Here is an 18952-nt window from a genome sequence, read left to right as displayed (position 1 = left end):
TAACTGCCGAAGGGCTTACAAGCGATCGGTATCCAAATAGTAGCCGGTGTAGCTCGACGAGGTGTTTCGCAGGCCTTCGGGAACCCCTTCATAAAGTATATTACCGCCCTTTTCTCCCCCTTCGGGACCCAAATCAATCACCCAATCGGCTGCAAGAATAACCTCGGTATTGTGTTCGATGACCAGCACGGAATGTCCTTGGTCTATCAACGCATTGATGGAGTGGAGCAGCTTTTTGATATCGTGGAAATGCAGACCGGTGGTGGGTTCGTCAAAGATGAAAAGAATATGTTCCTGGGTGCGGCTTTCTCCCTTTCCCAAAAACGACGCCAACTTTACCCTTTGGGCTTCCCCTCCACTCAAGGTGTTGGATGACTGGCCCATCCCAATATATCCCAAACCGACTTCCTGAAGTGGTTGAAGGCGGTTTATGATGGGGTTTTTATCGGCAAAAAACTGCATTGCTTCGTCGATCGTCATGTCGAGTACATCGGAAATGGTTTTGTCCTTGTACGTGATTTCCAGAATCTCGTTTTTAAACCGCTTCCCTTTGCATGACTCACAGGTAAGGAATATATCGGCCATAAACTGCATCTCGATCTTCTGAGTGCCCTCGCCCTGACAGGCTTCGCAGCGGCCTCCGTCTACGTTGAAACTGAAGAATGCTGGCTTGTAGTTTCGTTGCTTGGCAAGGGGCTGTTCTGAATACAACGCCCGGATGGCATCATAGGCTTTTACATAGGTCACTGGGTTGGAACGGGAAGACTTGCCAATGGGATTTTGATCCACAAATTCCAACCGGTTTACCAGCCTGTAGTCTCCATCTAATCGGTCAAACTTCCCGGTTTCATCGGATACCGTTCCCAGCACCTTTCCAAGCGCCGGATACAGTACTTTTTTAACCAAGGTGGATTTACCCGATCCGCTTACACCGGTTACTACCGTCAGCACCCCCAAAGGGATACGGACGGTGAGGTTTTTAAGGTTGTTTTCGCGAGCGCCGTGAATCACCAGGCTGTTTCTCCATTTGCGCGGGGAGATGGCCTCTGCGATGGTTTCCTCCCGCCGTAAGTACCTGCCGGTATGGGTGGACCTGTCCGCCAATAGGTCCGCCAAATTTCCTTGAAACATCAGTTCGCCACCATGCACTCCGGCATCTGGGCCAATGTCTATGATCTGATCGGCTGCACGAATGATCTTTTCCTCGTGTTCCACCACGATGACCGTATTGCCTAAGTCCCTGAGGGACTTGAGCACCTCGATCAATCGCTCGGTATCCCGGGGATGCAGGCCTATGCTCGGCTCATCTAAAATGTACATAGATCCCACCAAGGCGCTTCCCAGAGAGGTTGCCAAGCGGATTCGTTGAAACTCGCCTCCTGAAAGGGAGGATGTCAGCCTGTTCAGCGTTAGGTAGCCAAGACCTACCTTATCCAAGTATTCCAGTCGGTTTATGATCTCCTTGAGTAGGCGTCCGGCTATCTTTTGTTCTGCCGCAGTAAGCATCAGATCTTTAAAAAAGGCCAAAGACTTACCCACCGGCATGAGCACCACATCGGTAATCGACATACTCCCTACCTTCACATAAGATGCATCCTTTCGGATGCGCGTACCCTTGCAATCCGGACAGGTGGTTCTTCCCCGAAACCGGGACAGCATCACCCGATACTGTATCTTATGGAGCTTGGATTCCAAAAAATCAAAAAATGCCTGGATCCCTTTGAAATAGCTGTTCCCTGTCCACAAGAGCGCTTTCTCCTGTTCACTAAGGTCTTCGTAGGCACGGTGTACGGGAAAATCAAATCGGATTCCATTTTTGAGTAGAGGGGTCAGCCATTTACGGGTGGTCTCACCACGCCAAGGGGCGATGGCTCCATCGTAGACCGAGAGGCTCTTGTCAGGTATGACCAAATCAGGGTCTATGCCCAGCACGGTGCCAAACCCTTCGCAGGTCCTGCAGGCTCCGTAGGGATTGTTAAAGCTGAAAAGATTTACCGTAGGGAGCTCAAAGCTCATGCCGTCTAGCTCGAACTTATCGCTGAAATCTGTCCTCGAGCTGCCGGGCACGGTCACCGTACAGTACCCATGGCCTTCGAAGAAGGCAGTTTGGACACTATCCGCAATGCGGTATTGGTTGTCCTCGTCTTCGCGCTTTACCACGACACGGTCTATCAGGATTTCGAGCTCTCCGGCGGGATGCTTCGAGTCTTTTACCAAGTCTTCGACGTAATAGGCTTCGCCTTGGACAAGAATCCGTGTGAATCCTTTTTGCAGCAGCACTTCCAACTCCTTTTCCCAGGTACGGTCGGCGGCCCGCTGAAGGGGACAGCTGATCATTACTTTGGTGCCCTCTTCCAGTCCATGGATATGGTCCACCACGTCTGTCACGGTGTGGTGCTTCACTTCTTCTCCGCTGATGGGCGAGAGGGTCCTGCCAATACGGCTGTATAATAATTTAAGGTAGTCGTAGATTTCAGTGGTAGTCCCTACGGTGGAGCGGGGATTTTTGGTGGTTACCTGCTGCTGTATGGCGATGGCAGGAGAAATTCCGCGGATGTATTCCACATCCGGCTTTTCCATTCTTCCCAAAAACTGCCTGGCGTAGGAACTGAGGCTTTCTACGTACATGCGCTGTCCCTCGGCAAAAAGCGTATCAAATGCGAGTGAGGACTTGCCCGATCCGGAAAGGCCGGTTACGACCACCAAGGAGTTTCGAGGTATCGCCAGACTGACCCCCTTCAGGTTATTTACCCGGGCATTCTTAATGACGATAAACTTTTTGGCATCCAGCTGATCCAGCTCTTCCAAATCCGCTTGCTTCCTATTTCCCATAACGCGCAAAGATACCAACTCAACCTAGGAAAAGTAAAATTGTTGAAAAAAAAGAAAGACACGCCAATGATCGGCGTGTCTTTCGGTGCCTGAAAAACACTCTCCTGATCAGACAGGAGAGTGGGTAATCAAGCAACAACTGAAAGTTAAAAGTTTATCGTTTTATCACTTTGTGATGATGGCTGTTCTGTTCACCGACTACGGTTACGACGTATTGATTGTTTTGAAGCATGGAAATATCCACCTCGTAGATGTTTTGGCCAAGGGACTCAAAGAAAAGCGGCAGCTGTACCTTGGCATCATGGCTGGAGATGCGGACCATTTTGACCGGTTCGGGGGAGTAGAACCGCAGGCGATCGGTGGTCGGGTTCGGGTAAGGAGCCATTTTTCGGGCAAAGTTCGCATTATCAATCCGTACGATCTCCGAGTAGTCTACCGAACCGTCCAGGTCTACCTGACGGATGCGGTAAAAGGTACGTTCGGCGAGGAAGGAACCGTCTGTAAAGGTGTAGAAGGTCCGCTGCGTGGTATTTCCTTGCCCGGCGATGGACTCACCAGTGGCGTTCCATTCCCGGCCATCGTAGGAGCGCTCCACGACAAAGTGGCTGCTGTTTTTTTCCTGAATGGTTTCCCAAGTCAGGCAGTTTTGAGCCCCACAGGCCTCTCCGGATACCTGTCCCCATTCTACGGGGAGGATGATGCTGGCGAAGGAAAAGTCTAGAACTTGATTGTTTGTATTTTCAAAATACTCGATCACGATTTCCAAAACCTTTTCCTCTTCTACCTCTAAGGGAGGGGCTGTAATCGTTCTAGCCCCATCTACAAACGAATTTATTACCCAAGTATTCCCTCCATCAAAGCTTAGCCTAAAGCCATCATCTCCTCTAATCTGAGCAGTGTAAACACCGGGCTGGGCGGTATACCTCATTTTGTACCTTACAGAAAACCTGGTTGTGTAAAATGAGCAGCCATAATCAGGGAAAAATTCCGCGTTGAGAGAGGGGCTACCACCAAAATCTTGTTCAAAATTAACCTCGGGTTCATAGATTCTTCCGAGGTAATGATCAGAATCAAAGTTTCCAATTTCTCTGTAAATATGGCCTATCCACATATTGTTTCCATATTCCTCCTGGTCTAAGTCTGCGATGGGTTCTACTTCCGTTATTTCCAAAACGTTGCTGGGGAATCGGTCTCCATTGGCATCAATCGCAACTCTTCTGAAATAGAGTGTACCTATCATGTCATCTTTGTACTCCTCGGTAGTCAAATCGTTATAGGCCGGGACTTGGTAAGTTGCGTCAGTTGCGCCTGTGATCACCGTCCAATTTTCGGGATCTGGATCATTTACCAAAGAGTATTCCCATTCGTAGTTCGGAATAGTGCCATCTGCAAATACAGCAGGGCTAAATTGCTCGAAAGCTTGGGGCTGTGGATTGATTCCGCAATATCGTTCAGATTTCAACGATGTAGGTTCTCCGATATTTATTTCTCCAGGACCAACGTAAAGTCTAAAATCAAATCCCAGTCGACTTCTTCCTGTTTTTTCATAATAGTTAAGGTTCATCCAAACTTCTTGGCCTTCGCTTAGGTAAACATAATAGTTGCGAATATTATCTTCATAAACATAATTAAATACACCATCGCTACCGTCCTTAAACCAATTATCATGCTGAATCGGACGCCCATTTATATCAGTCAAAACACTGTTATAAGAGCCGGGAACAAACATTCTAAAAAACGAGCCATCGTCACTACCCACAGAAACGAGATAAATTCCCTCGCCACCTGGCGGAACAATGAATCGACTTCTAGCCAATACTCCAAAGTGCTGTTTTTCGACATTGCATCCCCCGCTTGAGTTAACTCCTGCGGTGGTTCCCGTGGGAAAGAAAAGACCAGCATCTTCTCCAAGGGGACTGGTGTCTTCAAATTGTGAGTTAAATGGTAACCCTGATATAGGTAGATATAGCCCAGAATTATTCCTTAACATCCAACCTTTAAAATCACGTCGTGAGTCGTTCCAACCAGACCCATCCCAATAAACGAAATTTCTGTTATTTGGGTGGTCATTAGCGGGGTTGTATTCTGGAGCTAATTGAAATACAACAGCTTGCCAAAGGTTGTTACCGCGGTATCTATCACTTCTGGTGAAATAATCCGTTGGGAATGGAGCCGTCGGCTCGCAATCTAACTGCCCCATCACCTCATTGATACCGCTGAAAAACAGCAGCAGCCCCACTATCCCGCCGATACTCCACCTTTTTTGTTTCATCATTGCCATCCTCAAACGTCAAAAAATAATTTGAAATACATTTTAGCTGTTATGAAAAACAAATTTATGGCACAGAAATGCAAATTCCAAAAAATCAGGGAATTATTTCGAGGCAGCTACGCAATTTAATGTGTTTCGTATAATATTTTTTGAACTTCACGGCGATTTCCGCCGATGCCGTTCCAGCAGCCAGTCCTTTACATCCAAAAATTGACGCCACTTTGGGTACACCGTAAAATCCTCCACTTGCTGCGCTTCCCGAAAAATGCGCTCCGCCTGCTGATAGTACCCTTCCATAAAGAGGCGAAAGGCATGACGCAACGCTACCCGGGCGCGGGTCCACTCGAGTTCCTGCTCCAGCTCTTCGGCGTGGGTACGCGCTGCACTAAAACCAAGGCTATCGGCGCTGACCTTGATACTGTGGATCCCAATCGGTGCCTTTAACACCAGGCCCTCCAGGGAGGTACACCGACTCAAGGCCACGTACACCTGACCTGCCTCAAAAGACTTTCCGATATCCAAGATGCACTTTTCAAATGTCAGCCCCTGACTCTTGTGTACCGTGATGGCCCAGGCCAGCTTTAGCGGAAACTGCACAAAACTTCCCACCACCTCGGCTTCTATCCGCTCAGAGGCCTCGTTGTAGGTATACTCCACATTTTCCCACACCTCCCGGGAAACTTCAAAGAGCTTGCCCCGCTCATTTTCCACCTGAATGGTGTCCGCCTCCAGCCGGATTACCTTGCCAATCATTCCATTGAAAAAGCCCTTTTCGGGATTGTTTCGCAGAAAAATAACCTGTGCTCCTACCTTTAGCGTGAGGTCAATCGGCTCAAACGGTGCCATATTCACCGGAAAATCATCCTTGAACTCCGCCTTGTAGATCCTTTCTTTCTCGTTTAACTCGGCTAGTTTGCGCGCATTGATGTCCTGAATGACGTGGTTATGGGTGCCCAACAAAATATAGCCTTGATCCAACAGCCCAAAATCGTAGCGGGATGCCGTCTGATTTAGCAATTGGATATCGGCGGTGGTGTGGTTACTCTCCCTGACGCGGTTCAGGACTTCCTTAAAAACAACGTCTTTTTGCCGGTAAATTTTGTCCAGTTCAATGTATAGTGGCCTCAACTGCCTAAATACGAGGGAGCTGAAAAAGAATCGGCTCTGATAGTAGGGCTCCAACAGTTCCCAATCCTGGCTTCGAACCACCGGCGGCAGCTGAAAAGGATCCCCTATCATAATCAGCTGAACCCCTCCAAATGGTAGGTGCTGCTTCCGTCTATACACCCGCAAAATTTGGTCAATAACATCCAATAGCTCCACCCGAACCATGGATATCTCGTCTATCACCAAGGTGTCCAATTTACGGATAACCGAAAGCCGGGATTCGGTTAATCGGAAGGTGGTGAAGATAGACTCCTTTTTTCCCTTGGCGTGCGGCTGCAGTCGAGGATCACCCGGAAGAAATAGCTGCTTTGGATCAATGCGGAAAAAAGAATGCAAGGTACGCCCTTTTGCATTGATGGCGGCCACGCCGGTGGGTGCCACTACCGCAAAATTCTTGTTCAGGTTCAGGCGGCGGAAGGTATGTAAAAAGGTGGTCTTGCCGGTTCCCGCCCTACCGGTCAGAAACAGCGACTTGTCTGAATACAGGGCCAATTCCAACGCCTGTATAAAGGCACTGTTTTCCGTGTCGAGTCCCTGTTGTTTGAATTCGTTGAAAAAAAAATCTTTTAAAAACGACATGTCTTTCTAGGCGCCAATCAATCGCATGTTTTCGAATTTGCTGAGACAATATGCAGGATTATTCCTGTAGATGACACAAAATAACAATAAATTTACGGTTATTCGGTATGAAATTCCCCATCAATCACACTGCCATTGACTCTCATGCTGGTTTTTAGACTAATTTGCTTCAGTTTGTATGGGCTTTCTGTACTACCTACCCTCGCATCGATGGTGAAATGGGACCATTGGTCGGTGAGGATGTTTGATTTTCCACGGATACAAATCGTGGTAATCCATGTGATATCCCTTGTGTTAGTAAGCTTAATCGAAGATCCTGAGGGGCCTTGGTACATGTTCTTCTTTGTTTCACTCCTAGTCAGTCTGGCTTACCAGTTTTCAAAGATCTATCCCTACACCCCTTTTTCCAGAAAGGAAGTACGGCGTTGCCGGGAAACTGCCGATCAAAACGAGATCGCCCTGATGGTTAGTAATGTGCTCACACCGAATCGTCAAGTCGAAAGGCTCCTCCAACTCGTGCAACGCTATCAACCGGATATTTTGCTCACCCTGGAGTCTGACCAATGGTGGCAAGAGCAGCTTTCCGTGTTGGAAATTGACTATCCCTACACCGTGAAGGTACCCTTGGATAACCTATATGGAATGCACTTGTATTCGAAGTTACCTCTTTTAGAACCAAAGGTACGTTACTTGGTAGAGGAAGGGATCCCTTCCATCCATACCAGTGTGCGGTTGCGATCAGGTGAAAGAATAGCTATCCACTGCCTTCATCCCGAACCTCCCAGTCCTACCGAGTCAGAGACCAGCACCAGCCGCGACGCAGAACTGCTGATCGTAGGCAAAAACGTACAGAAGTCCTCCATTCCGGTCATAGTCTTAGGGGACCTTAATGACGTAGCCTGGTCCCGAACCACCAAGCTCTTTCAAAAAATCAGCGGGTTACTGGATCCCCGGATAGGAAGGGGCTTTTTCAACACGTTTCACGCAGACTATTGGTTTTTGCGATGGCCGCTGGACCATGTTTTTATTTCAAAAGAGTTTCAGTTGCGTACCATCAAGGTGTTGCCGGCTATCGGTTCCGATCACTTCCCGGTATTTATGCACCTGCACCTGAATCCGCCCAAGGCGCACCTAAATAACCCCCAACAGGATCCTCCTGACCGTGACGAAAGGGACTGGGCAGACGAAAAGATCGAAAGGGCTGATCCGAAGATTCGGATACTTTGAAGTTGGTGGCTTGGAGATGCGGGACGTTATGTATGAGATGTAAGACATAAGATATAAGACGTAAGACTCGCGAATCTTTCGATCCTACATCGTCGCCAAAACCAAAAAACCGAAGCGATCGCCCCTGCCGCCGTCATTGCGAGGCTTGAGGAGATGCGGTAATCGAGATACAAAGTAGGATAAAATCGGATTCATCCAATAGGTCGATAAGCAGTCGCAAGCCGAAGCAATCTCCTTGAGGAGACGGTTAGACCTGAGATTTTTAGAAGACTTAAGACGAAAGACATAAGATGTAAGAAAGGTGTCGATTTAACGATCCGGCAAATAGAGGAGATTGCCGCTCCTTCGTCACTCGCAATGACAGGCCCAACCCTGAAGGGGTTGCATGTCTATAGGGCGATTGGTCACAAAATCTCTCCGGTTTTGGCCGCCAACCCTATTCATGATGCGATCCCCCTTCCGCCAAAACCCGGGCAAGGTTGAGGTGGTGGTAGACGGTTAGATGTGAGATTTTTAGAAGACTTAAGACGAAAGACATAAGATGTAAGAAAAGGTTTCGATTTAACGATCCGGCAAATAGAGGAGATTGCCACGCTCCTTCGTCTCTTGCAATGACAGTCCCAACCCTGAAGGGGTTGCATGTTTATAGCAGAAGCTACCGTATCTTAGTGGATAGTTGACTCCCAATCCGTGTATTGGGGGCATTCAATTGCGTAGGCCTCTTCTTTGTGGTTGTTGGGTAAAAGGTGGCAGTTACCGGTGTTTTTTTACCTTTTTTAGGTCGCAATTTTGAAATGTCTAAAATGTTGTGAAATATGTATAATAGTAAAAAATAGGGTCTAATGGAAACTATAAAATCAGTAAAATAAATAAAAAAATGGAAAGTACGTGTAAAAATGAATGTAAAAAAAAACAGTATATCATTTATCAAAAAAGATTATTAAGTGCGTAAAAATTAGAAAACAAGCTTAATGGTTAGAAAAAATATATTTAATATGCCAAAAAGTTAAAAATTTGGCAAAAAGGTAAATAGGTAAAATATGATGCTAATTTAATTGCGCTCGAAATTTGGGTAATTTTAGGGGTGTTTTCGCAAAATTGGTGCAATTTCGAAGAACAAGATGCAAAAATGTTACATCTTGTTTATTTTTTAATAAACAGAAAATCAAGTAGTTAAGATTGATATTTTTTTGAATTTTCATTTTTTTTTGGATGGCTGGTAAAATTTTTATCGACCAGGTTAACTTCCAGAGTCACCAACCCCCTTTTATATGAAAAAATATTTATTAGTTATTTGGTTAATTGCTTTATGTGCAGAATATGCTTTCTCTCAGGCAGTGAGTGTCTCGGGAACGGTCGTTTCTTCTGACGGAGACGAACCTATTCCTGGGGTAAGTATTCTGGTAAAAGGTACCAGTGTCGGTACGGTTTCAGATTTGGATGGGGCCTATTCCATAGATGTTCCGACTGGGAGCAATGTCTTGGTGTTCTCATTTATAGGGATGGCCAAGCGCGAGGAGGAAGTAAACGGCCGCTCGGTGGTAAATGTAACCATGCAGTCGGATATCAGCAGCTTGAATGAGGTAGTGGTAACGGCCATCGGCATTGAACGCGAGAAGAAGGGCCTGGGATACGCTGTTTCTGAACTTGGAGACCGGGACATCGCTCAGCGGTCAGAGCCAGATTTGATCCGCTCTTTAAATGGTAAGGTAGCGGGCGTTTTGATTCAGGGAAGCGGTGGGGTAACGGGAGGGAATACAAATATCACCATCCGGGGAAGCTCTTCTCTTACTGGTAATAATCAGCCGTTGTTTGTGGTAGATGGGATTCCTTTTGACAATTCCATTCAAGGTCATTCGGACAGTCGGGGCAATACCTCTACTAACCGGGCTTTTGACATAGACCCCAATATTGTAGAATCGGTAACGGTGCTAAAAGGTGCCGCAGCCGCCGCCTTGTACGGTTCCCGAGCCCAAAATGGGGTGATCATTATCACCACTAAAAATGGCAACAAGCCTTCAAACAAAGGAATGGAGGTAAATTACCGTGCCAGTTATGGGACCGAAGAGATTGCGAAGCTTCCGGACTATCAGACCGAATACGGTCAGGGAGGAAACGGAAATGTGTATATCGAAAACTATTTTGGTTCCTTCGGAGCGCCATATACGGCATATGAGACTGTTCCACATCCATACACTAACCCTGCATTGGGGCCTTTCCTTAATTCGCCATCGTTTCAAGCGGTAGCTACGCGTGGGGACAATGTACCTTATGAACCACATATCGGTAAGTACCGTAATTTTTACGAAACCGGCAGGCTGCAGGAGCATGCGGTTTCGGTACAGGCCGGTTCGGAAGCGGCATCGCTCTCAGCGGGATTATCTTGGATGGATAATACGGGCATTATTCCAAATTCCTCTGTCAATCGAATTAGCGGGAATATCGGTGGAAATGCGAAGTTGAAAAAGGGGTTGAAAATCAGTGCGGGTCTAAATTACGTAAACACGGTACAAAAGAACCCTTCTTTGGGCAGTGGTAACTTCGGGGGTCAGTCAGCCTCTCAGTTGGTTCAATGGATGCCTACCAGCTTCAATGCAGATGCTTATCCCTTCCAAAGGGAGGAGGACGGTGGGGCCATGTACTATCGAACGGTCAACCATCCGCGCTGGGTGGCCAATAACACCTATAACGACAGCCACGTGGATCGCTATTTTGGTAACCTGAAGCTGGCCTATGACATTACCGACTGGCTCAACGTTTCCTATCAATTTGGATTTAATTCCTATACCGACAGGCGATTTTCCATGCTCGAACCCAATGGATTTGGAGCAGCTATACAGCAATCCGGAACCATGGAAACGTCTACCTTTGCAAACAGCGAATTGGATGGAAACTTGCTGATCGGTGTCAATAAGGAACTTTCCAGTAAGTGGTACCTCAGCTCACTCGCCGGATGGAATATCAACCAAAGAAGCAACTCTGTATCGCAGTTTGGTGGAAATGGCATTATCGAGCGAGGTATTAGAAGCCTTTCAAACACCTCTGCGCAATTTGTGCTCCAGGATAGGTTTGCCAGGAGACGATTTGCAGGTGTCTTTGCCGATGTGTCGCTGGCCTACGATGAGTGGGCGTTTATCAATTTCACCGCGCGAAACGACTGGTCCTCTACATTGCCGGCAGAAAACCGCTCTTATTTTTATCCCGGTGTTTCCACGTCATTTATCCTGACCGATGCCCTAAGCATAGGGGGAGGATTCCTGGACTACGCCAAAGTAAGGGCGGGTGTCGGACAGGTAGGAAACGATGCGGATCCTTACCTTACGGCCAATAATTTCTTACTTAATCAGCGGGTAAATCAAAGCGGTGGTTCTACGCAGTTTCCATTCGCAAATCAGTTTGGAACGGTTAATGGTTCGGCAGTCAATACCAACCGTGGAAACCCTCAACTACGGCCGGAGCTTACTACGGAGGTGGAATTCGGTACAGAGTTGATGATGTTGAATCAGCGGATTGGGTTGGACATTACCTATTATAACCGGGAGACCCGAAACGGGATTACAGCGATTAATGTGCCACCCTCAAGTGGCTCGGCGACTCAGGTGGTAAATATTGGAAGGGTACGAAACCGCGGTATCGAGCTCGGGTTGGATCTCAAACTGCTCAACTCGCCAAATGGATTCAATTGGAATGTGTACACGGTTTTTACCCGGAACAGAAACGAAGTACTTGAACTTCAGGAGGGGGTAGACCAAATAGTTCTCACCAGTTTGGCAGGATCCAGTGAGATCGTGCAAATTGTACACCGTACAGGTCAGCCTTTTGGTGTACTCGTAGGCCGAAAGGCCATTCGGGATGCGGAGGGCAATCTGCTCATAGACGGGCTTCCTGGCACCACCTTTGGCAAGTACATCGACAATCCCGAACCCCAAGTCATCGGTGATCCAAACCCGGATTTTGTGATGGGATTCACCAACAACTTTAGCTACAGGGGAATTCAACTTTCTATGGTTCTTGATTGGGTTCAGGGTGGAGACCTGTATTCTAAATCCAACAGAGAGATTGTGGGTAGAGGGCTTACCAATGACCCCGGAGATAGAATGGTATCTCGTGTCATGCCGGGATACATTGCTGCGAGAAACGCTGACGGAAGTTTAGTCCGGGATGAAAGCGGCAATTACCTAGCCGCGACCGATGCCAATGGAAATAAAATCCCCAACACGATTAATATTACGAATTTCAACTGGTGGTATGACCGCGGTAGTTTTGGCTGGAATGGTGCAGAGGAATTTCACACCTTTGATGCCACGGTATTCCGATTGCGTGAACTGGCGGTGACCTACAGCTTGCCGTCCAAGCTATTGCAGAAAACGCCATTTGGCAGCGTAAATTTTGGTATTTCCGGGAGAAATTTGTGGTTTATAACCCCCAATTTCCATCCAGGCTTAAATCTGGATCCTGAAACCAGCACCTTCCCAGGTCTCAGAGGGATCGATTTTATTGGGGTTCCGTCTACCCGTAGGTTTAGTGCAAATCTTTCAGTTACCTTTTAACGAGACTTAAACCAGCAATATTTATGAACACGCAGCTAAGAAGAATAAAAATATATGCGCTCGGATGCATGGTGGGTTTGATGGGCTTGTTTGCTTGTGGAGATGATCTACTTAATATTAATGATGATCCAAATGTCTCCACGCAGTTGGTATTGCCCAGCACGCTTTCCTATGCGCAGGTTTCCTTGGTGTCCAACTTACTGGATGATCCAAATACCAACGCCGGGTCTTTTACAAGGATGTGGTACATAACGGCACTCCGAAATTACGAGCAGAACCAAGGTACCTATAGCAACTCATGGGTGAATATGTATTCCATTCCATTGTCTAATTTACAGACAATTATCGATGGGGCCTCTGAACAGGCGATTGGCTACCGCGGAATCGCTCGGCTACTTAAGGCCTATACCTTCAGTGTCATGGTGGATTTGTATGGAGATATTCCCTATTTCGATGCGTTGAATCCGGAAGTAACCTTTCCGGAGTTGGATCAAGGGGCCGAAATCTATGCGGATATCCTCAACGAGATTGACCTCGCTTTGCAGGAAATATCCACTCATACTGGTGCAATTCAAGGCGATGTCATCTACAACGGTAATTTGGCAAACTGGCGAAAAATGGGAAATACATTGAAATTGAAAATGTATGCTCAGACACGCAAAGAAACAAGCATCAATTCGGTGCAGGGTTTTTCGCAGTTGATTCAAGGAGATCTCATAGCGTCTATCAGCGAAGACTTCCAACTCAAATACGGCTCCCAGCAAAGCCCTAATCAGAATCGGCACCCACTGCATGTAAACCACTACAACCAAGCTACCTCCTACTGGATGGATAACTGGACCATGGCAAATTTACTAAACGATGGTCGTATCAGTGCGACCACCGGCAGAAGGGTATCTTATCGAAGTACCGAAGATCCCAGGTTGAGATATTATATTTTCCGCCAAGTGCCGGGTGATGGCAGTGGAGCGGTGGTCACCTGTGCGGGAGGTGGCTGCCCTATTGGCCTGATTGGCAGTGGCTATCTCGGAAGAGATGCTGGTGATCCCTCTGCTTTTTCCAATGAGGGGGCGTTGATCGCCACCTTCGGGGTGTATCCGGTTGGTGGATTGGTAGATACCGATGCGCCTAAGACTGTAACCGCAGCGGATGGCACCGGAAGGGGCATATTTCCCATGCTGACCTCTTACATGGTGAAGTTCCTACACGCAGAGATGGCGCTGACTACGGATGTAAGTGGTGAACCGTTAGCGCTTTTGCAAGAGGGCATACGCCTTTCTATGCAAAAGGTAAAATCCTTTGGAGCGGATGAGATGCCTTCTGTCGTTGGTAGTCCATTTGAAATGAGTGATGCGGCAGTTGAAAGCTACATCGCAGACATTACCAATGCCTACGCCAACGCACAGACGGACAACGAGCGACTGAACATTATCATGACCGAGTATCAGTTGGCATTATGGGGCAATGGCATAGAGGCATATAATAATTTCCGACGAACGGGCTTTCCGGATTTTGCAGAGACGGCGCCAGTTATGGGGAGTCCAGCCTTTCCCCAACGGTTTATCATACCCGTCTCTGAACTTGAAACCAACCCTTCACTATCCGGATATCAGCCAGATCCGTTTGAACCGGTGTTTTGGGCCCGACCTTGATGCGGTTATTCAAAGCGGATCTGCGGCAACGGAACGCATTTCACACGTTGGGAATTGCATTCTCAACCTACACGAAGGAGGAATTTATGACCATGCAAAAAACTAAGAAAATGAAACCTACCGTATATCTCTATACAATGATGATACTCAGTGCCCTGCTTTCAACCGCTTGTGTGGTGGATGATAGTATCAAAATGCCCGATTACGAAGTTGGCATCATAGCCAAAGCCGACATTGAGCCCGGAAAGTATTGGTTTAATATCAATCAATTGGAAGCTTCCGAGGTTGCTTTTAACTTGGACTACGAGGGGTTTGATGTGCATACAGCGGAGCGGATTGATATCTTTATCAGCAGGGGTACGTCTACCGTTTCCCTAGGCAGCTTTACGGAATTTCCCAGCAGGATCGCCATGACAGGTGCGGAGGCCTATGCGCTGTTTGGGTTGACGCCTCAGGCCGTCGCCCAAGCGGGGATCGTTCGGGATGAGTTTCGAATCACCTATGCCATCACGACTTCCGAAGGGGTTGTATTCTCTCAGTACGGGCAATATTACAACTATAACCCCTCGTTGGACGGGCGTTTTACGGGCAGGTATGCGCAATTTTACACGAATCTGCCCGGATTTGGGACTTTAGTGCTGGAAGCTCGGGTACCAAATCCTCAAAATCCCAACGAGCTATAGGCACTCAGCACTAATCTACAGCCGAACAGCTGGAAAAAGCTTTGATCATTTGAACCTTTACAAGCCAGTGGATGATGTTTGATACGTCATCTGCTGGCTTTTTGATGTATTGCTAGTTGAGCTGATTTTTCTTTTGGTTTGAGCGTGAGGCAGCCACCGGCCCAAACCCTTCGTTATTCCAGCCTTACCTGGTATTGAAGAACAAACGTGTTTTTTCGAATGACTTGCCTAAAATTCTCCGGTTGTATCTCGTCAAAGACCGGTCGATTTTGCCATGCCAAGGTAAGTTTTGACCGTTGTCCATCGAGCAATAGATTAATCCCACCCTCAAAAAATAAGACGGCTTCGCTTAACCGATCGTAGTCGGCATACTGACCCGAAATAAAGGGCTGCCATTTCTCTTTCTTTTTTTGGGAACCGAATAGATAGCCAAATTGAAAATAGCCGATATGTCCGGTGCCTATAGCAGGCCATGCATTTCCTGTTCCGCTAAAGGTTCCTGCGGCACTATTTCCTCCACCTACGTTGTTTAATCCGATTATACGGATATAATCGGGCCCAAAATCATAGTAAAAATACCCTGCATAAAAGGTAACGGCTCTTTTATGACTTAGTGGGATTTCTCCAAATACGTCTACCGCCCGCATATTCATCGGTGTCAACACCGTGTCTGCGGCGTCATTCAAATGCCACATGGCCTTTGGTTGGGTTTCGAAGCCGGCGCCGATAGCCAATACTTTTCGATTCCCATCGTAGGTTCCTACGTGAAAGGGGGAGACGAGGCTTTCGTGTTCAAAGAATTGGTATTTCACGTAGGCAGCGGACTGCACACCACTTTTGACATAAGAAAAACTGGATACTTGCCCAATGCGGGTGTTGGCTATGGGGGCATAGGGTCTGCTGAAAATAAATCGGTAATCCCATTTTGCCCATTGGCCATTCAGGTAGGCACTGAGTTTGCGGAGTATGTTGTCCGTTTGGTTTACGGTGGGCATTGCTACCGCAGGAACATCTAAGGTAAGCATGCGGCCGGTGTGCGGAGCGGCAAAGCGGGACACGCCATTCCAGCCAGATTGCCCACCGCCTACTGTAAGGTGTTTGTGGATTTGATGGTCTATGTAAAAGTCCAGTAGACGGATTTCGCCAGAGCGTGCGGTTAGGTAATTGATATTATTTTGGCCCAGCGTTAGCGTGACGTTTGTGCGGTTGTTGATTCTGGCATAGGTCTGAAAGCGGATTCGTCGCACCGAAATATCGAAAAAGCGGGATGCCTCTTCTCCGTTTATAAGTGTGCCAGGGTTATTGTAATTGTAACGCGCCCAAAGTTGGCCATTGATCCGAACGCCTGCATAGGAGGTACTATCGTCATTCAGAAAAACCCGCAAAGGACGGTTTTGTGCCGCCAATTCGAGGGTAAGGCAACAAATAAGTAGGGCAGTATAGAAGAATGCGTTAACTTGTCCCATTGAGAGGCGAAATTACGAAATTTGAGATTTCCAGCGTGGTTTTTGTGATATTAGCGTTAAATTAGTAACTAGTACTCCACGCCAAAAGAATACATGATGAATCTTTCCGAAATAGTCGAAACAGTCAAGAAGCTCGTCGAGGTACGCATAAAAATTGCGGTCAACAAGCTGGCAGACGATTTTGCTTCCATTGTCACGCGCGTAGTTGTCTTGATCCTTATGGTAATGACCGGAGTGATGGTACTGTTATTCGGAAGCATTGCGTTGGCCTTTTTTCTCGCTGAAAAGATGGCCAGTGTTTACATGGGCTTTTTGACCGTAGCAGCAAGCTACCTTGTATTGCTTCTGTTATTATACTTGGTTCGAAACTCGGCGTCGCTTCAGACCTCGTTGAAAAGCGGCCTCACGAAGTTTATATTCTTATTTAAGCAAAAAAGTACCGGTAGATGAGTCTATTTGACCTTGAAAGAGAATCAGAGGAGCTGGAACAAACGCTTCAAAAGCAATTGGAGCTGGTAAAGAAGGATTCCGGTGTATACCTACAGGTAGCAGGGATTGCGCTGATTTCAGGATTAGTAACCGCCGCAGCCTATCGCCTTATACGCACCGAACCTACCTCAAAATCCAAGAAGCCAAAAAAGGCGAAGAAGAATCGAAACACTTTCTGGAGCAATCTACGGAATAGGGTATTTTGGCTGGCTTTAGATATAGGTAAGCAAGCACTTATCCGCAGGGTGCAGGAAAAAATGGAGGCCGAACAAGCCCATGAGCAGTAGACAAATAGGAGATACGCTGCGTGCGTTGCATCGAACAGGGAAAAAGGGTGTGGCGTTTTTGATAGACCCAGATGATTCTTGGCAAGAAGATCACTTAGCGAAGATACTGTTGGATGCCGGGCCTTACGCTCCTTTGTACATTCTTGTGGGAGGAAGTTTGGTTCAAAAGGACAATGTTTTAGACGTGATAGCCCGTATCCGCACTATTACCGCCTCTTTGCCTGTGTTGCTTTTTCCGGGGAGTGTAGTGCAGCTTGCCGATAGTGCCGACGCAATACTTTTTATTTCCTTGATTTCCGGTAGGAATCCGGAATTGCTTATCGGGCAGCACGTGGCGGCTGCACCTTTGCTGGCGGATTCCGGTTTGGAAATATTGCCAACCGGTTATATGTTAATAGATGGAGGTCGGATCAGTAGTGTGCATTACATGAGTCAGAGTGTACCGATTCCTAACGATAAACCTGAGCTAGCCGTAGCAACGGCGCTGGCGGGGTACTTTTTGGGTCTTCAGTTTTTATACCTAGAGGCCGGTAGTGGGGCGGTATATCCTGTATCCTATGAGCTGATAAGGGCTGTTCGCGGCCGGGTACCCTGTCCCCTCATTGTAGGAGGGGGAATCAATACCGCTGAAAAGGCAAAGGAAGCCTGGCAAGCTGGTGCGGATTTGGTAGTGATCGGAAATGCGGCACAAAAAAACCCCGACTTTTTGGCCGAGGTTTTGCGTGTCGCAGAAATCCATAACTTATCCCTGAACGTTAATTAGGGATTCTCTTCGCCTCATTTTGCCTGCTGGAAGACCATACATCATTTTAAATCTTCTACAGAAATAAGCGGTGTCCTTGTATCCAACTTCTTTGCCAATGTCCCGGATACTCTTTTTGGTGGTACGCAGCAGGTCTACCGCCGCTTCCATACGCTGATATTCAATGTAGTCTTGTGGGTTTATTCCTGTGAGCATTTTAAAATACTGCCCCACATAATCCTCTGATACGTTGGCTACCTTCGCCAATACTTTGTTTGATAGGTCTCCACCGATGTTCTTCTTGATGTAGTTGAACATGTCGATCAACCTCGGATCTTTGAAATACGTACTGTTGGTCGATAGTTCTTCTACAAACAGTCTATTTTTCAGGATATGGCGTACAATTTCTACTACAAGTAATTCCGTGTAAAGCTTCGTAACCCGTTCTTTTCCGGGAGTGGTTTGTTCAGACTCTTTTACGATGTCCTCTGCGATAGAAGCAATTCGATCGTTGAATCGGATTACAAAAGGGGGTATACCCAACGAGTTGAAAAAATTTACGACATCAAATACCTTCGCTTCAAAGTTTACCGTAGTCACACAGTCGTCTTCCAGATTTTTGATTTCCTTGAAGCTGATGGTTTGCAGGTATTTTTTTTTACTCTCAATGAAACTCTCATTGGAGGTTTCATTTCGTTTAGTCACTGTTCCAAAAGAAACCTTAGTGGATCTTCCGGCAGGGATAAACAACAGTTCGCCCTCGTTAACAGTCTCTTGATCATCGCCAAAGTGCAGGTTTCCCCTGTGAAGAAGGATGATTGTGTTTTCGTTGTCTAGGTAGTCTACGACAGTCACAGGGCGCTCAATTTTGTAGTTATTGCCCCTCAAATATCGCACTCCGACAGATTCTATTACCTTATTGTAATATTCCATGACAGGTGTCTTTAGGTTGTGTTTGTTAAAAGTATCGGTTTTTTCTGTGTTACGATGACAATATTAAATAAAA

12 protein-coding genes are annotated in these 18952 nt (G+C 47.0%); 7 read left to right on the top strand and 5 right to left on the bottom strand.

Annotation, left to right across the window (positions count from 1 at the left end; genetic code table 11):
* Positions 1-15: 15 nt before the first annotated feature.
* The 3 genes from uvrA to IAQ59_RS11890 form a co-directional block, all read right to left on the bottom strand.
* Entirely contained in the window at positions 16-2832 is a 2817-nt protein-coding gene (gene uvrA / locus IAQ59_RS11900) for an excinuclease ABC subunit UvrA (RefSeq protein WP_209331031.1), read from the bottom strand.
* 154 nt (positions 2833-2986) lie between these two features.
* A complete protein-coding gene (locus tag IAQ59_RS11895) occupies positions 2987-5107 on the bottom strand; it encodes a T9SS type A sorting domain-containing protein (RefSeq protein WP_209331030.1) in 2121 nt (706 codons plus the stop codon).
* 153 nt (positions 5108-5260) lie between these two features.
* Positions 5261-6850: an ATP-dependent DNA helicase gene (locus IAQ59_RS11890; RefSeq protein ID WP_209331029.1), complete on the bottom strand. Its 1590-nt coding sequence runs from the start codon at positions 6848-6850 to the stop codon at positions 5261-5263.
* A 210-nt stretch (positions 6851-7060) separates the two neighbouring features.
* Here IAQ59_RS11890 and IAQ59_RS11885 point away from each other — a divergent pair, with 210 nt between their 5' ends.
* From IAQ59_RS11885 to IAQ59_RS11870, 4 genes are all read left to right on the top strand, one after another.
* Positions 7061-8077: an endonuclease/exonuclease/phosphatase family protein gene (locus tag IAQ59_RS11885; protein ID WP_245189563.1), complete on the top strand. Its 1017-nt coding sequence runs from the start codon at positions 7061-7063 to the stop codon at positions 8075-8077.
* Positions 8078-9348: 1271 nt separating this feature from the next.
* Entirely contained in the window at positions 9349-12627 is a 3279-nt protein-coding gene (locus tag IAQ59_RS11880; protein ID WP_209331027.1) for a SusC/RagA family TonB-linked outer membrane protein, read from the top strand.
* 23 nt (positions 12628-12650) lie between these two features.
* Positions 12651-14279, top strand: coding sequence for a SusD/RagB family nutrient-binding outer membrane lipoprotein (locus tag IAQ59_RS11875; RefSeq protein WP_209331026.1), 1629 nt, complete (start codon positions 12651-12653; stop codon positions 14277-14279).
* A gap of 110 nt (positions 14280-14389) precedes the next feature.
* The gene (locus IAQ59_RS11870) at positions 14390-14962 is read left to right on the top strand and encodes a hypothetical protein (protein ID WP_209331025.1); all 573 of its coding nucleotides are present in this window, start codon (positions 14390-14392) and stop codon (positions 14960-14962) included.
* 173 nt (positions 14963-15135) lie between these two features.
* Here IAQ59_RS11870 and IAQ59_RS11865 read toward each other — a convergent pair whose 3' ends face one another.
* Complete coding sequence (locus IAQ59_RS11865; protein WP_209331024.1) at positions 15136-16428, bottom strand: hypothetical protein; 1293 nt, start codon at positions 16426-16428, stop codon at positions 15136-15138.
* A gap of 93 nt (positions 16429-16521) precedes the next feature.
* On the opposite strand from IAQ59_RS11865, the gene IAQ59_RS11860 reads away from it, so the two are divergent.
* Genes IAQ59_RS11860 through IAQ59_RS11850 form a run of 3 tightly spaced genes read left to right on the top strand, consistent with a single transcriptional unit; the run spans position 16522 to position 17967 of the window.
* The gene (locus tag IAQ59_RS11860; protein WP_209331023.1) at positions 16522-16878 is read left to right on the top strand and encodes a phage holin family protein; all 357 of its coding nucleotides are present in this window, start codon (positions 16522-16524) and stop codon (positions 16876-16878) included.
* On the top strand, positions 16875-17204 hold the full coding sequence (locus IAQ59_RS11855; RefSeq protein WP_209331022.1) for a hypothetical protein: 330 nt from the start codon (positions 16875-16877) through the stop codon (positions 17202-17204). Before IAQ59_RS11860 ends, IAQ59_RS11855 begins: the two co-directional genes overlap by 4 nt.
* Positions 17194-17967 carry a phosphoglycerol geranylgeranyltransferase gene (locus IAQ59_RS11850; protein WP_209331021.1) on the top strand — a complete coding sequence of 258 codons (774 nt, stop codon included), beginning with the start codon at positions 17194-17196 and terminating at the stop codon, positions 17965-17967. The genes IAQ59_RS11855 and IAQ59_RS11850 overlap by 11 nt, the downstream gene beginning before the upstream one ends.
* Here IAQ59_RS11850 and IAQ59_RS11845 read toward each other — a convergent pair.
* Positions 17947-18879 carry an AraC family transcriptional regulator gene (locus IAQ59_RS11845; RefSeq protein ID WP_209331020.1) on the bottom strand — a complete coding sequence of 311 codons (933 nt, stop codon included), beginning with the start codon at positions 18877-18879 and terminating at the stop codon, positions 17947-17949. The genes IAQ59_RS11850 and IAQ59_RS11845 overlap by 21 nt on opposite strands.
* Positions 18880-18952 lie beyond the last annotated feature (73 nt).

It is taken from the genome of Lunatimonas salinarum (assembly GCF_017811155.1).
Lineage (GTDB): Bacteria > Bacteroidota > Bacteroidia > Cytophagales > Cyclobacteriaceae > Lunatimonas > Lunatimonas salinarum.
This window is presented reverse-complemented; position numbering and strand designations above follow the sequence as displayed.

Coding starts and splice junctions, on each gene's coding strand:
- uvrA (WP_209331031.1), bottom strand. CDS start 2,832: ATGGGAAATAGGAAGCAAGCGGATTTGGAAGAGCTGGATCAGCTGGAT.
- IAQ59_RS11895 (WP_209331030.1), bottom strand. CDS start 5,107: ATGATGAAACAAAAAAGGTGGAGTATCGGCGGGATAGTGGGGCTGCTG.
- IAQ59_RS11890 (WP_209331029.1), bottom strand. CDS start 6,850: ATGTCGTTTTTAAAAGATTTTTTTTTCAACGAATTCAAACAACAGGGA.
- IAQ59_RS11885 (WP_245189563.1), top strand. CDS start 7,061: ATGGTGAAATGGGACCATTGGTCGGTGAGGATGTTTGATTTTCCACGG.
- IAQ59_RS11880 (WP_209331027.1), top strand. CDS start 9,349: ATGAAAAAATATTTATTAGTTATTTGGTTAATTGCTTTATGTGCAGAA.
- IAQ59_RS11875 (WP_209331026.1), top strand. CDS start 12,651: ATGAACACGCAGCTAAGAAGAATAAAAATATATGCGCTCGGATGCATG.
- IAQ59_RS11870 (WP_209331025.1), top strand. CDS start 14,390: ATGAAACCTACCGTATATCTCTATACAATGATGATACTCAGTGCCCTG.
- IAQ59_RS11865 (WP_209331024.1), bottom strand. CDS start 16,428: ATGGGACAAGTTAACGCATTCTTCTATACTGCCCTACTTATTTGTTGC.
- IAQ59_RS11860 (WP_209331023.1), top strand. CDS start 16,522: ATGATGAATCTTTCCGAAATAGTCGAAACAGTCAAGAAGCTCGTCGAG.
- IAQ59_RS11855 (WP_209331022.1), top strand. CDS start 16,875: ATGAGTCTATTTGACCTTGAAAGAGAATCAGAGGAGCTGGAACAAACG.
- IAQ59_RS11850 (WP_209331021.1), top strand. CDS start 17,194: ATGAGCAGTAGACAAATAGGAGATACGCTGCGTGCGTTGCATCGAACA.
- IAQ59_RS11845 (WP_209331020.1), bottom strand. CDS start 18,879: ATGGAATATTACAATAAGGTAATAGAATCTGTCGGAGTGCGATATTTG.